Genomic DNA, 13,789 nt, shown 5'->3' with positions numbered 1-13,789 from the left:
AAAATGGATACGATAGAAACGAAGGCCTTTCACTTAATCTTGCATGGGGGAAATGCGAGAAGTTGTTCAATGGAAGCAATTGATTGCGCGAAGCGTGGGGAGTTTACAGAAGCAGAAGCGAAATTACAAGAAGCGTTAGAGGAATTAAAAGAGGCACACCGTGTACAAACGGATCTCATACAGAAAGAAGCCGGTGGTGAAAAGACCGAAGTTACCCTTCTGATGGTGCACGCACAAGATCATTTAATGAATGCAATTACGGTGAAGGAATTAGCGAGTGAATTTGTAGAATTATATAAGAAGATGTCGGTAGCTGAATGAACCTTGCGTATGCAAGGTTTTTTATGTATGTGTCTGTACCATCAGTGGAGTGTTTGTTCCACTGATGGTATTTACAATCCTCCTTTTTACAAATGAGTAAGAGTGGTATTTAATCGACAGTAACAATTTCTCCTATACCACGAATCAGTTTTTTTATATGCATCTCATTTGGTTTCAATATACTTACGATATAATCAATCGCTATTTGCGGTTCAACGGTTGTACCGCACGTATAACAATCAATGGCGGCAAAGTTTTTTTCTGGATAAGTGTGAATAGAGAGGTGGCTTTCTGATAGTAAAACTAAAACAGTAACACCATGCGGATTAAATTCTTTTGTACTTACGTTTAAAACGTGGGCACCAGATTGATCAGCAGCGTGAACTAAATGATGTTCTAAAAAGTAAATATCATCTAATAGGGAAAAATCCACTCCCCATAAATCTACTATTATATGCTTACCGAAAGTAGAATATTCCATAAGGTAGCGCTCCTTACTATAATGTTGTTAAAATTCCATTTCCTGTTTGTAACATTGATGCAAGATAAGATTCGATTCTGAGTTTAAAAGAGCGAGATTACGTTGTTCTAAATGTTCTTCTCTAAATTGAAATAAAGGAGAAAGAAGGGAAGGTAATGTTCGAGGCGTTGGCACTACATATAATTGCTCAATTTGATCGAGTACATAGGCAGAATTAGCGGCAATATGAAATCCCCAGTCAGTTCCGAAAGAAGGAACGATTGTATGATAACTTTTCACAGTTAATCCCGCATGTTCAATTGTATTACCGATACTCCAATATACTAGAGGTGCATCAGCAGGTGAATTAGATTGGCAGACGAATGCCCCATCTTCTGTTAAGAATGTAGCTATCCGAGCAAAAAGTTCGCTTGTATATAAAGTACTTAAAATTTCTGTTGCTGGATCAGGAAAATCAATAATAATTACATCGTATAAGGATGAAGGAGAATTTAGAAATTCTTTCGCATCACATACGTGCACATTCACGCGACTATCCAAAAATGCATTGTTGTTTAAAGATACTATTTCTGGAACATTACGTGCCATATTAATCATTGCCTCATCTAAATCAACAAGGTCTACATGTAGCACAGTTTCATATTTCAAAACTTCTCGCAGGGCAAGGCCATCGCCACCACCTAATATGAGAACACGTTTTGGATCAATTACTTTTGACATAATTGGATGTACAAGTGCTTCATGATAAATTTGCTCATCGACGGAACTGAATTGTAGTTGCTTGTCCAAATATAAACGGATATCGCTTACTTGTAGCAAATGAATATTTTGATAATTGCTTTTTTCATTCAATAAACTTGTATGTTCACCAGCTTGTATTTCTTTTAAAGAAATTTCATCCCATATATCTAGGTTGTGTGAATCCGTGGGTACTATGACTACATTTTCCGTTTGTGCTTGCTTATCCTGTTTATCCTGTTTGTCGTGCTTGTCCTGTTTGCCTTGTTTACCGTGCTTGTCCTGCTTATTTTCTATTTCCTGCTGTTCTAGTTCAAATTTGTTAGAGTCTAATTCAGAACGTTTGTCTTTTTTATAGCTTGTTATTCTATAAATCTTTATTTTGCTTTGTTTTCTATGTTTTGGCATAGGAATCCCCTTTCGAATTGTGTTACTTTACTCTATTCTATGTGATTTAGTAGAGTTTGCTTGGACAATAGATAGAGGAGTTTTTTTAATAGATTTTCACGCTAAAAAAATTTTTTTAGTGTTTTTTTGTTTTAAACACAACTAGACAACTAAACACTAATCTATTTTCATACAGTTATGTGTTAAAAGCGTGTTGTTTTATAACACACTGTGTGTTTTTTGATCAACACACTAATTGAAAGCGTTAACACACAAAGAAAATAGTCGAAAAAGTGCTGATTTTAGTGGTTTTAAAAAGTTGGCATGCTAATTGCATTAATAAATAGCGTAAAGAAAAATAAATAAAATATAAATTTTTTATACTACACAAGGGGGATTTTCAAATGAATATTTTATTATGTTGCTCAGCAGGGATGTCTACAAGTTTACTAGTTACAAAAATGGAAGCGGCTGCAAAAGCTCGCGGTCTAGAAGGAAAGATTTGGGCTGTATCTGGGGATGCAGTAAAAACAAATATCGATCAAGCAGATGTATTATTACTAGGACCACAAGTTCGTTACATGCTGTCTTCAATGAAAACGCTTGCTGATGAGAAAAACGTTGGAATTGACGTTATCAATCCAATGCACTACGGCATGATGAATGGAGAAGCAGTTTTAGATCACGCATTAACACTTAAAAAATAATTAGGGGGGAAGCAAAATGCAAAAGTTTATTGCATTTATGGAGAAATATATTGTTCCTGTCGCTGGTAAAATCGGATCGCAACGTCACTTAGCTGCGATCCGTGATGGATTTATTGCAGTTATGCCACTTATTTTAGTTGGTGCACTGGCATCACTAATTAATGGTTTTCCATCTGAAGCTTTCCAAGATTTCATGAAAGGTTTGTTTGGTGAAACGTGGAAACAAGTTGGCGGTGGAATGTGGACTGGTTCTTTCGCGATTCTAGCACTAATCATAGCATTTACAACAAGTTATAACTTAGCAAAATCTTACGGCGTTGATGGTTTGTCAGCAGGTATTATTTCATTTGGTGCGTTAATTATTCTTACGCCAACAACACCGAAAGAAGGCGGATTGAACTTAGTTTGGACAGGTGCACAAGGGTTATTCGTAGCAATTATTGTGGCACTCCTTGTTACTGAAGTATTCCGTTTCTTCGTACAAAGAAACATTACTTTTAAAATGCCTGATGGAGTACCACCAGCAGTTTTAAGATCTTTTGCAGCTATAGTTCCAGCATTTGTTATTTTAACAGTAGTTGCAGGTATTCAATTAGCAGTGAAATTAGCTGGTACAAGTGTTCATGAATTTATCTTTAATACGATTCAATCACCACTGCAAAGTTTAGCAGGGACATTACCAAGTGCAATTGTCATTGTACTCCTTGTTCATCTTCTTTGGTTCTTCGGTTTACATGGTCCGAATATCGTTGGTGGTATTATTGAGCCATTATACTTACCGGCATTAGAGAAAAACATGAAGTTATTCCAAGGTGGTACATCTGCATTTGATGTTCCAAACATTGTTACAAAACCATTCTTTGATACTTTCGTATATCTTGGTGGTTCTGGTGCAACATTAGCGTTCTTAGTAGTTGTATTACTTGTAGCAAAAAGTGCACAATTACGCGGTGTATCTCGCTTATCAATTGGTCCAGGTGCATTCAACATTAACGAACCAGTAATCTTTGGTACACCAATTATTTTAAATCCAGTTTTATTCTTGCCGTTTATCATAACACCAATCGTATTAGTAATTACTTCTTATACAGCTATATCTATTGGTTGGGTACCAAAGACAGTTGCGATGATTCCATGGGCAACACCACCAATTATTAGTGGTTATCTTGTAACAGGTGGGCATCTTTCAGGCGCAATTCTACAGTTATTCAACTTTGTAATTGCGATGGTAATCTATTATCCATTCGTTGTATTATGCGATCGTTCTGTTGTTCGTACTGAAAAAGCAGCAGCACAAGGAAATAACAACTCTGTACCTATGTAACACAGTAATTGTTCTCACAGATAACACCATCTGTGAGAACAATCACCTTTATATCATGTTCAAAAAGATGAGATCCATCTACAAGAACACCAAACTATCATTCATAAATTAATATTTTAATAGAAATGTTCAAACTGAAGGGGTATGTAAGTCGGTTGAACGATAATAGAGAGGGCGGTAATTATGATGACTACAGCAGAACAAATTCCATTCCAATTGATTTTAAATAGTGGTAATGCACGAAGCTTTGCGATGGAGGCACTTCAATTTGCCAAACAGGGGAAAATGGCAGAGGCTGATGAAGCGATGGTAAAGGCGAAAGAAGCGATTAATGAAGCGCATCATTTCCAAACGGAGCTCATACAATCAGAAGCAAGAGGAGAAAAAACAGAGATTAGTGTTCTTTTAATTCACGCACAAGATCATTTAATGAATGCGATTACAGTAAAAGAATTAGCAACAGAGTTTATCGATCTTTATAAAAAGCTTGAAGCGAAAGGGGAATAAAGCATGACTGGAATTAAAATTGCTACAATCGGCGGTGGATCTAGTTATACACCAGAGTTAATTGAAGGATTTATTAAACGTTATGATGAGCTTCCTGTTCGTGAAATTTGGTTAGTAGATATTGAGGCAGGAAAAGAAAAGTTAGAAATCGTTGGTAACTTAGCGAAACGTATGGTAAAAAAATCTGGTTTACCAATTGAGGTACATTTAACGCTTGATCGTCGCGAAGCATTAAAAGATGCTGACTTCGTAACGACGCAGCTTCGCGTAGGTTTATTAGAAGCTCGCGCAAAAGATGAAGCAATCCCGTTAAAATATGATGTAATCGGTCAGGAAACGAATGGTCCTGGTGGTTTATTCAAAGCATTGAGAACGATTCCTGTTATTTTAGATATTTGTAAGGATATGGAGGAGCTTTGTCCGAATGCATGGTTAATTAACTTTGCAAACCCAGCTGGTATGGTAACAGAAGCTGTTCTTCGTTATACAAATATTCAAAGAGTAGTTGGTCTATGTAACGTTCCAATCGGAATCCGCATGGGTCTTGCAAAATTGCTTGAAGTAGATGCAAGTCGTGTTCACGTTGATTTTGCAGGTTTAAATCACATGGTATATGGATTAGACGTATACTTAGATGGCGTAAGTGTAATGGATCGTGTGTTAGAACTTGTAACAGATCCAGAAAAGCAAATTACGATGGAAAATATCGCTGCGCTTAACTGGGAGCCAGACTTTATTCGCGGCCTTCGTGCAATTCCATGTCCATACCATCGTTACTACTACAAAACACGTGAAATGCTAGAAGAAGAGAAAGAAGCTTCGGTTGAAAAAGGTACACGTGCAGAAGTAGTAAAACAATTAGAAGATGATTTATTCGAGTTATATAAAGACCCGAATTTAGATATTAAACCACCACAATTAGAAAAACGTGGAGGCGCTTATTATAGTGACGCAGCATGTAGCTTAATTACGTCTATTTATAATAATAAAGGTGATATCCAGCCTGTTAATACACGAAACAACGGAACAATTGCAAGCTTGCCACATGATTCGGCTGTTGAAGTGAACTGTATTATTACGAAAGAGGGTCCAAAACCAATTGCAGTTGGAGATCTTCCAGTACCAGTTCGCGGTTTAGTACAACAAATTAAATCATTTGAGCGCACAACAATTGAAGCTGCTGTTACAGGGGATTATCATAAAGCGCTGCTTGCTATGACAATTAACCCACTTGTACCATCAGATAAAGTGGCAAAACAAATTTTAGATGAAATGTTGGAAGCGCATAAAGAATATCTTCCGCAGTTCTTCAAAAAGGTAGAGAAATAAAAGCGGCGCTATTTAGCCCGCTTTTTTTTATCCTATTAGGAGGTATTACAATGATTAAGTTAATTGTAAATGCAGATGATTTCGGTCTTACAGAAGGTACAAATTACGGCATTATTGATGGACATATAAATGGACTTGTAAATTCAACGACGATGATGATGAATATGCCAGGAACAGAGCATGCGGTACGCTTAGCAAAAGAGTATAAAACGTTAGGGGTAGGAGTACATCTCGTATTAACGGCAGGGAAACCGCTTCTTGGAGATGTACCGTCACTTGTAAGTAGCGATGGATTGTTTCATAAACAAAGTGTCGTATGGGAAGGGAAAGTAAATCCAGAGGAAGTTGAGAGAGAGTGGACTGCTCAAATTGAGAAATTCCTATCTTACGGATTACAACCAACGCATTTAGATAGTCATCATCACGTGCATGGATTGCCAATTTTGCACGATGTTCTTGAAAGGTTAGCTGTTAAATATAATGTTCCAATTCGTCGTTGTGAAGAAGAGCGAGCAGTACGCCCATTTTCTGACGTATTTTACAGTGATTTTTACGCAGATGGTGTGACGGAAGATTACTTCGTGAAGTTAAAAGAAAGAGTACAAGGTGAACAAACGGTAGAAATTATGGTTCATCCAGCTTATATTGACCCAGAGCTTGTGAAGCGTTCTTCTTACGTAATGGATCGCGTGAAAGAATTGCGTATTTTAACAGAGAGTGAGTTGCCTGAAGGAATAGAGCTTATAAAGTTTTAATAGAAAAAAGACGGCTACATTATGCCGTCTTTTTTTATTTACAAAATGGATAGAATATATCCGCCAAAGGCTCCAAGTATAACGATAACCCAAGGTGGTGTTTTCCAAAAAGCGAGCAAGCAAAATAGAAGAGATGCAAAAACAAAATCTACAGCGTTCTTAATCGTGCTTGTCCAAATAGGGTCATAAAAAGCGGCAATTAAAATACCGACAACGGCCGCATTGACTCCAAGTAGTGCGCCTTGTATGAAAGATATTTTTCTCACACTGTCCCAAAAGGGTAAAACACCAATAACGAGTAAGAAAGCAGGAAGAAAGATCGCAATTGTTGCAAGTATGGCACCAAGCGTCCCGTTTAACACTGCTCCTATATAAGAGGCGAATGTAAATAGTGGTCCTGGCATTGCTTGTGTTAATCCGTATCCAGCTAGGAATTGTTCTTTCGTCATCATTCCGTTTTGTACGAACTCACCTTCAAGAAGGGGGAGGACGACGTGTCCGCCTCCAAATACAAGTGCGCCAGAGCGATAGAAACTATCAAATAAAGCGATGTAATAAGAGAACGGTCTTAATATTGGTAGCAGTAGTAATAGTCCGAAGAATAAGACGAGATAAGAAACTGCTATCTTTTTTGAAATAGGTACTTTTATATGTTGAGATTGACTAATTGGTTCGTTGCGATATAAAAGCCAGCCGATAAAGCCAGATATGATAATGAGAGTGACTTGTGTCCAGCTACTTGGCCATAATAGGGCGATTGAGGCAGTTGCAATTGCAATCGTCGCACGATTTCGGTCTGGCGTTAATTTTTGCGCCATTCCCCATATTGCATGAGCGACAATAGCGACTGCTACAAGTTTTAGCCCATGAATCCAGCCAGCACTTCCAAGGTCGAACTGATTAAGGAATGAGGCGAAGAAAACTAAAACAAGCACAGACGGTAAAGTGAACCCAATCCATGAAATAATAGCTCCGAATACCCCGCCTCTTAATAATCCAACGCCCATACCGACTTGGCTGCTAGCAGGACCAGGGAGGAATTGACATAGTGCTACTAAATCTCCATAGATTCGTTCATCCATCCATTTTCTTTTTTGTACATATTCGTGGTGGAAATAGCCGAGATGGGCGACGGGGCCACCAAACGAAGTAAGTCCTAATTTAAATGAGACGAGAAAAATCTCTAATAATGTGTGAAAAGTGTATTTGTTATTTTCCAAAACGACCTCCTAGAATGTTTTTCTAAGTGCATTATACAAGAGGTAGTAAAGCAAAAGGAACGATTCTAATGTAAAGATTATGTGAATCTTTTCTTCGTAATTAACACTTGAAAAAGTCATAAATGATTATGTATAAACCATAAAGTAGTAGAAGTAGTGCTGGGAAATTTATATAAGGAGAATGCCCGTATGACAACACATTTCTTTGCGAGGTTAACAGGTAAGAGGGAAATACCTCCTGTAAATACAGAAGCTTATGGCGTAGCAGAGTTTATATTTAGTGAGGATTTAAAGAAGTTGCAATATCGGGTCATATTGAAAAACATCGAAAAAGTTACATCATGCCAAATTCATTTAGGGAAAGCAAATCAAATTGGTCCAATTGTTTTAAGTTTATTTGGTCCATTAAAGCAAGGTATTAGTGTTAATGAAGGAGTCGTCACTGGTGTAGTTAATGTGGGGGATTTTGAAGGGCCTTTACAGGGGCGAGCGTTTGATAGCTTACTGCAAGAAATCATTCAGGCGAATGTATATGTAAATGTTTATACGAAGTCCCATAAGAAGGGTGAAATAAGGGGGAGAATTAGGAAAGTAAAGAAGTAGCAAAAAGGCTGTTCATATTGAACAGCCTTTTCTGTTATAAGGTGCGAATTTTAGCGATTATTGACGGTAAATCGATATATTAGAAAAATCGCTGATAAAACTCGAGTTGCGCTGATATATTTTGAAAATCGCCGATAAAACCTGAGTTGCGCTGATATATTTTGAAAATCGCTGATAAAACTCGAGTTGCGCTGATATATTTTGAAAATCGCCGATAAAATCTGAGTTAAGATCGATATACTAAAAAACTGCCACGATTAATTTTTTACAGGCTGATTTTTAATGAAGAAGTCCATAACATAAAACACTTCGTCATCAGGTATTTGTATTTCAAATGTATTTTCAATTGGCTGCAATGCTTTTTTTACTTTCATATACATCCAGTATTCATCTTGTCTTCGTTTCTCTTTATCTGGATGAGGGAGAAGGCTTTCTCCCTTTTGAAGACGGTCAACCATACAGCTCATATGCAGAATAACACCCATTAAACTGTCAGGAGTTAGCTGTAAGGAAATTAATTCTTGAATTGTATTTAATGCGTAACGAATTGTTTTGATAAGTAATGCTCCGTCGTTACGCTGCATTTGTTGTTCAAGAATATCAGCCATTTTTGCATATGTTTCTTCGTACGTAATTAATTCTTGAATTGGCTGAATCGCTGTGTAGTTTACAATGTCTTGGAAATGATACGTTAAGCATGGCACTTGCACATCAAAATTCGTAACAATACAAATGATATTCCGCTCTTTTTTTATGTTCTCAATCATTTTCGTTAAATCCTTTTCATGGACGATACTAATCGGAATGATTTCAATTAAGTCTTTGTCAAATCGCAAATAGTTCTCCAACATTTTTTGAATAGCTAAAGCACTGCCTTCCCCAGTTAAACAAGCTGTCAAAATAACAGATTTCATTGGTGATAGTGGTTTTTTCTTTTCTTCTTGTACGTTTAAGTAAAACGGTGTTAAGTTCTTCACCGTTTCATATAATGCATCTAACGAGTAGCCAAGCTGAGCTTTTCGAGCCGCTTCTAGTGCATGTGGAGTGCTTGTCATGGAAAGAACACGCACTGGAATTTTGAACTCAGTTTCTAATATATCACCAATATAAGCGAGAGATCCCATATCAACGAGTAAGAGAAGCCCGTTTACATTTTGGAGTGTTTTCATATACACTTTCACACGCTCTAAGAAATCTTTCGGCGATTCATGTAACGGCATATCGATACCGGTTACTTCGTCAATGCCGAGCAGTTCATTTGCGACGTTTGCCATTTCTGTTGCTATGCCGTTGCCGTGCGCTAATATTAATACTTTTACTTCTGTTTGTGAGGCAGGAATTGGATCAACAACGAAGAACATTGTTAAAAAGCCTGCTTCATCGATAGGCATTGTTATTTGTAATTCGTCTTCCAGTAGTTGAATGCATTGCATAGCTACGGAAAAAGCTTCTTTATATTTCGTACGAATTTGATTTAATTGCGGGTGATGAATTTGTTTTCCGGCCTGTAAACGTTGTAGAGTTGTCTGTACATGTAAACTTAAAGCGAGAAATACTTTTTCATCGAACGTTTTGGATAAATGTTTTTCAGCAAGTTCAGCAATTTTTTCACAAACGGAAACGATATTACGATCTACAATTTTAAAAACATTTTCATGACTTGTCTTTTTTGACATTTGGTTAAAATATTGTACGAAAAAGCTTTGAATATCATTTTCTATTAGTAATTCTAATTCTTCCTCTTCAATACCACGAGCTTGAAGTTCTTCATATTTATAGTCAATATAATCGTAAATAGAAGACTGTTTTTCATTTTCTATTTTATGATTACTCCAACCTTCATCACCTGTAAATATAAATGTTTCATTCGGTATTTGGTATAGATGACGGCTCTTTCTTTCAATGAATAGTCCTTCTTTCATATACCAAGGTAAGTCTGTGCTTGAAACATAGACAGAATCACGTTTCTTTGTCACGAAGTCAGAATAGGCTTTCGCACAGGCAATTTGTACATCCGTTTTTAATTGGCCGATGTTATTGGGACAATTGTAAAAGACGAAAGCACGCATTGCATTTGGGCTAACGTGAATTTCTTTTCGCAAGCGAATTGCTTCATTTGTGAAAAATAGTTGCAGTAAAGCAAAACGTTCTTTATGTGTACGCTCACGAAGTGGTGGCAGCGTGACAGTCATTGGTATACGTCTTGTAAATGTTTTTAATAAAAATGAATTTGGTTCTTCTGTTGTTGCAGTAATGATCAATACTTGTGCTTTACGTTCGTTTTCTGTTTCTCCAAGGCGGCGATATACTCCGCGGTCAATAAAGGTGAAAAGCATTTCTTGTCCCTCTGGAGGAAGGCGATGTACCTCATCTAAGAAAAGGATCCCTTCATGTGCTTTTTCAATTAACCCTTTTTGATCACTTGCCCCTGTATACGCTCCTTTTTTAATCCCAAATAATTGCCCGAGTAGTAGCTGTGGGTTATTTGCATAATCAGCACAGTTAAAGACGATAAATGGTGCATTTTTAGGAAGCTGTTCAACTTCAATTGCATATTCGTGCATTAAAGAAGCAAACATGGATTTTCCGACGCCTGTTTCTCCGAGCAGTAAAGTATGCATACCGTTTGGAGGATAGAGAATAGAAGCTTTCGCTTTTTCGATTGCGATTTTAAGGCTCGTATTTTCAACTGCAAATGTATCTAATGAAGTTGCTTCTTTTGAATGCGTTTCCAACGAAGTGTTCGTTTCTATATAAAAACGAACAGGACGCGTATTTGTTTTTAATAAACGTTTATCTTTTACGAGTTTGTTTAAGTCGCTACTTACATTGGCTCGATCTAGCTGCAACAGGGTAGCGAGTTCTGATGCAGTTACACCTTCTGTATAATTGCTTTTTTGTATTGCGTTAAAAATGAGATCTATTCGTTTCATTTCTATTCACCTCGAAACTTCATCACTATTTAAAATTTTACACAAAAATGGGAAGGGTGGGAAGAGAAAAATAAAACAGCTTTAGCACATAGGCACTAAAGCTGTTACAATCTTGTGTCTTTCCAAAAGTTTACTTCGAGATGAGAAGATGGATTATAGGGAAGAAGCTTGTATCCTTGTGACTGTAAGTAATCAATTACTTGTGGCAGTATTTGTACGGTTACACTCGAATCATGCATTAAAATTACTTCGACTTGTTCATCGCTCTGATTACGTACCCTTTCTAGTATGGCAGAAGGGTTATCATAGCTTTTCCAGTCGTATGTATCGATTGTCCAATCCCACATTTTATACTGGGCTGATACAAGTGCATCACGGTAATTTTTTTTTAAATAAGGCATGCTACCATACGGGACACGAACGAGATGTGAATTTAATTTTGTAACTTGCTGAACGATGCTTTGTGTTTGTTCCATCTCTGTAATTAAAGCAGATGGATCACCGGTGTAAAGGCGTTTTACATCATGTGACATACTGTGAAGCCCGATATAATGTCCGTCTTTAATTAATCGTTGCATTGTCTTTTTATAATGTGGCACTTTTCCACCAATAACAAAGAAAGTTGCTTTTCCCTTCTTTTCTTTTAAGATGTTTAAAATTTGCGTAGTATATTTGTTTGGTCCGTCATCAAATGTTAAGTACGCGATTTTTTTGGTAGAAGAGGTAGTTTCGGTATTTGGATGATGTTCAGCAGGGGGAATGGTAGTCGCTCCTGCATGAGATGACGCGTACATAGTAATCGTTAAAAATAAAATAATGTATTGAAATACTCGCTTGATCATAACATTCACCCTCAGTTTGACAATCAAGATGTAAAAAAGAAAATATAATCCTTTTCTTATTATGTATATCTTTCTCCAATAGTGGAACTCTCAAACAAGCTATATTTTGGAAATGTAAAATAATGAATAAAAAATAGCATCCTCTTATAAGAAAGAGGATGCTATTTGAATATTTCATAATAGTAAAGGCTATACTACAATTAGTCTTCGCGTTTTTTCACTTTTTTATAAAAGGAAATAAGTGGTTTGTAACGTTCATGTACAAGTCCAATTACTTCAGCAATAATTTCTGTAAAGAAGATTAAAACGAAAAGAAGAATAATGGATAACCATAATGTTGCACTAGTAAAAATAATAGCATTTACGCTAAAGAAGATACCAAACGCGTATATAATTAGTACCGTTTTGCGATGTGAGAAGCCCATTGCAAGTAAACGGTGATGTAAATGCGATTTATCTGGTGCTGAAATAGGTTTTTTATTTACGATACGACGGATAATTGCAAATGCCGTATCAAATACAGGTACGCCTAAAATGATAACTGGAACGATAAAGCTGAATAACGTTACACTTTTGTATAATCCAAGTAACGATATAACAGAAATACAGTATCCTAAAAATAGTGCTCCTGTATCTCCCATGAAAATTTTTGCTGGATGGAAGTTGTAGAATAAAAATCCAATTGTACTTGCAAGTGCAATTAGTGCTAGCGGTAAAATGATAGCCGTTCCAGTACCCCATGGGCTAGTGAAGGCCATGTATGCTAGCGTTGCCAGTACGATAGATGAAATACCAGCGGATAATCCATCTAAGCCGTCAATTAAGTTGATTGCATTTGTAATACCTACAATCCAAAATACTGTAATTGGGTAAGCAAGCCATCCAAGTTCAGTATCCCCGAGGATTGGAATATATAATACTTGCACTAATAATCCACTTTTTACAATCATAATGGCAACTAATAGTTGTCCACCGAATTTTACCTTCGCAGATAACTCGTACATATCATCTAAAATACCGATGATTACAATGATAATCGCACCTAGCGTTATCGATAACATTCTTTGTTCATATAAGCCACCGACAACAAATCCAACAGCCACACCAATAAATATTGCTAACCCGCCAAGACGAGGCATAATCTTTTGGTGCACTTTACGCGCGTTTGGCTTATCTGTTGCTCCTATTTTAAAAGCTAACTTAATAACTAAAGGAGTAACGACGAGTACAGTGATGAAAGATGCCAAAATGGCATAAATCACTTGTGAGTCCATTAATACCCCACCCTTTTATAGTCTAACGTAATTTTTTTAAATATATTTATCTGAAAATTATGATGTTTATTTACAGGCTCATAACATATGGTATCACAAAAAGATTAGAATTCAATCTTTTTTTCGTTTTATGGTAAATGGAAGCAGATAGAATATATGACAATGGTATACAGAATGTTGAATCGTTTGAGAAGGTTAATCGTATTGGGCTTTGGAATATGACATTTTCTCTTTCTCTTTAATAGCGAATAATTTTATTTCAATATTATAAGTGTTACACGTAGAAATGAGTAAGTTCCGTGTTAAAATGTGGGAATTTTTCAAGCCTGAATGTGCAACTTTAATCTCGGTAAAATTTCTATTTGTTT

The 13,789-nt window shown here is 36.6% G+C and carries 13 protein-coding genes; 7 read left to right on the top strand and 6 right to left on the bottom strand.

Going from position 1 to position 13,789, the window contains the following annotated elements; genetic code table 11:
* Positions 1 to 3: 3 nt before the first annotated feature.
* Positions 4 to 321 carry a PTS lactose/cellobiose transporter subunit IIA gene (locus ACTFR9_RS17325; protein ID WP_000379634.1) on the top strand — a complete coding sequence of 106 codons (318 nt, stop codon included), beginning with the start codon at positions 4 to 6 and terminating at the stop codon, positions 319 to 321.
* Positions 322 to 430: 109 nt separating this feature from the next.
* On the opposite strand, the gene speD is transcribed toward ACTFR9_RS17325, so the two are convergent.
* Together speD and ACTFR9_RS17315 are read right to left on the bottom strand one after the other, a co-directional pair.
* On the bottom strand, positions 431 to 802 hold the full coding sequence (gene speD, locus ACTFR9_RS17320) for an adenosylmethionine decarboxylase (RefSeq protein ID WP_000456819.1): 372 nt from the start codon (positions 800 to 802) through the stop codon (positions 431 to 433).
* A 27-nt stretch (positions 803 to 829) separates the two neighbouring features.
* Complete coding sequence (locus tag ACTFR9_RS17315; protein WP_001123973.1) at positions 830 to 1,948, bottom strand: polyamine aminopropyltransferase; 1,119 nt, start codon at positions 1,946 to 1,948, stop codon at positions 830 to 832.
* A gap of 383 nt (positions 1,949 to 2,331) precedes the next feature.
* Between ACTFR9_RS17315 and ACTFR9_RS17310 the strand changes: the two genes are divergently transcribed.
* From ACTFR9_RS17310 to chbG, 5 genes are all read left to right on the top strand, one after another.
* Positions 2,332 to 2,634 carry a PTS sugar transporter subunit IIB gene (locus ACTFR9_RS17310; RefSeq protein WP_001023567.1) on the top strand — a complete coding sequence of 101 codons (303 nt, stop codon included), beginning with the start codon at positions 2,332 to 2,334 and terminating at the stop codon, positions 2,632 to 2,634.
* A 16-nt stretch (positions 2,635 to 2,650) separates the two neighbouring features.
* The gene (gene celB / locus ACTFR9_RS17305; protein ID WP_001168828.1) at positions 2,651 to 3,958 is read left to right on the top strand and encodes a PTS cellobiose transporter subunit IIC; all 1,308 of its coding nucleotides are present in this window, start codon (positions 2,651 to 2,653) and stop codon (positions 3,956 to 3,958) included.
* A gap of 183 nt (positions 3,959 to 4,141) precedes the next feature.
* Positions 4,142 to 4,465, top strand: a complete 324-nt coding sequence (locus ACTFR9_RS17300; protein ID WP_000989053.1) for a PTS lactose/cellobiose transporter subunit IIA — start codon at positions 4,142 to 4,144, stop codon at positions 4,463 to 4,465.
* A 3-nt stretch (positions 4,466 to 4,468) separates the two neighbouring features.
* The gene (gene celF, locus ACTFR9_RS17295; protein WP_000145749.1) at positions 4,469 to 5,794 is read left to right on the top strand and encodes a 6-phospho-beta-glucosidase; all 1,326 of its coding nucleotides are present in this window, start codon (positions 4,469 to 4,471) and stop codon (positions 5,792 to 5,794) included.
* 50 nt (positions 5,795 to 5,844) lie between these two features.
* Positions 5,845 to 6,549: a chitin disaccharide deacetylase gene (gene chbG, locus ACTFR9_RS17290; protein WP_061131817.1), complete on the top strand. Its 705-nt coding sequence runs from the start codon at positions 5,845 to 5,847 to the stop codon at positions 6,547 to 6,549.
* Between the two features lie 38 nt (positions 6,550 to 6,587).
* Here chbG and ACTFR9_RS17285 read toward each other — a convergent pair whose 3' ends face one another.
* Positions 6,588 to 7,769, bottom strand: a complete 1,182-nt coding sequence (locus ACTFR9_RS17285; protein WP_229136626.1) for a chromate transporter — start codon at positions 7,767 to 7,769, stop codon at positions 6,588 to 6,590.
* A 189-nt stretch (positions 7,770 to 7,958) separates the two neighbouring features.
* On the opposite strand from ACTFR9_RS17285, the gene exsM reads away from it, so the two are divergent.
* Positions 7,959 to 8,372, top strand: coding sequence for an exosporium regulatory protein ExsM (gene exsM / locus ACTFR9_RS17280; protein ID WP_000207029.1), 414 nt, complete (start codon positions 7,959 to 7,961; stop codon positions 8,370 to 8,372).
* A 257-nt stretch (positions 8,373 to 8,629) separates the two neighbouring features.
* Here the strand turns inward: exsM and ACTFR9_RS17275 are convergent, their stop codons facing one another.
* From ACTFR9_RS17275 to ACTFR9_RS17265, 3 genes are all read right to left on the bottom strand, one after another.
* A complete protein-coding gene (locus tag ACTFR9_RS17275; protein WP_000820982.1) occupies positions 8,630 to 11,305 on the bottom strand; it encodes a PRD domain-containing protein in 2,676 nt (891 codons plus the stop codon).
* A 104-nt stretch (positions 11,306 to 11,409) separates the two neighbouring features.
* Complete coding sequence (locus tag ACTFR9_RS17270) at positions 11,410 to 12,147, bottom strand: polysaccharide deacetylase family protein (protein ID WP_229136627.1); 738 nt, start codon at positions 12,145 to 12,147, stop codon at positions 11,410 to 11,412.
* Between the two features lie 200 nt (positions 12,148 to 12,347).
* Positions 12,348 to 13,421, bottom strand: coding sequence for a glycosyltransferase family 4 protein (locus tag ACTFR9_RS17265; protein ID WP_000378309.1), 1,074 nt, complete (start codon positions 13,419 to 13,421; stop codon positions 12,348 to 12,350).
* Positions 13,422 to 13,789 lie beyond the last annotated feature (368 nt).

Source organism: Bacillus cereus group sp. MYBK222-1 (genome assembly GCF_051916425.1).
Taxonomy (GTDB): domain Bacteria; phylum Bacillota; class Bacilli; order Bacillales; family Bacillaceae_G; genus Bacillus_A; species Bacillus_A paranthracis.
The sequence above is the reverse complement of the archived record's forward strand: the minus strand, read 5'-3'. Positions and strand labels throughout refer to the sequence as shown.

What these genes read in the sequence shown, in the direction of transcription:
- chbG (WP_061131817.1), top strand. Translation starts at nt 5,845, where the DNA reads ATGATTAAGTTAATTGTAAATGCAGATGATTTCGGTCTTACAGAAGGT.
- ACTFR9_RS17265 (WP_000378309.1), bottom strand. Translation starts at nt 13,421, where the DNA reads ATGGACTCACAAGTGATTTATGCCATTTTGGCATCTTTCATCACTGTA.
- ACTFR9_RS17270 (WP_229136627.1), bottom strand. Translation starts at nt 12,147, where the DNA reads ATGATCAAGCGAGTATTTCAATACATTATTTTATTTTTAACGATTACT.
- ACTFR9_RS17310 (WP_001023567.1), top strand. Translation starts at nt 2,332, where the DNA reads ATGAATATTTTATTATGTTGCTCAGCAGGGATGTCTACAAGTTTACTA.
- ACTFR9_RS17275 (WP_000820982.1), bottom strand. Translation starts at nt 11,305, where the DNA reads ATGAAACGAATAGATCTCATTTTTAACGCAATACAAAAAAGCAATTAT.
- speD (WP_000456819.1), bottom strand. Translation starts at nt 802, where the DNA reads ATGGAATATTCTACTTTCGGTAAGCATATAATAGTAGATTTATGGGGA.
- ACTFR9_RS17325 (WP_000379634.1), top strand. Translation starts at nt 4, where the DNA reads ATGGATACGATAGAAACGAAGGCCTTTCACTTAATCTTGCATGGGGGA.
- ACTFR9_RS17315 (WP_001123973.1), bottom strand. Translation starts at nt 1,948, where the DNA reads ATGCCAAAACATAGAAAACAAAGCAAAATAAAGATTTATAGAATAACA.
- celF (WP_000145749.1), top strand. Translation starts at nt 4,469, where the DNA reads ATGACTGGAATTAAAATTGCTACAATCGGCGGTGGATCTAGTTATACA.
- exsM (WP_000207029.1), top strand. Translation starts at nt 7,959, where the DNA reads ATGACAACACATTTCTTTGCGAGGTTAACAGGTAAGAGGGAAATACCT.
- ACTFR9_RS17300 (WP_000989053.1), top strand. Translation starts at nt 4,142, where the DNA reads ATGATGACTACAGCAGAACAAATTCCATTCCAATTGATTTTAAATAGT.
- celB (WP_001168828.1), top strand. Translation starts at nt 2,651, where the DNA reads ATGCAAAAGTTTATTGCATTTATGGAGAAATATATTGTTCCTGTCGCT.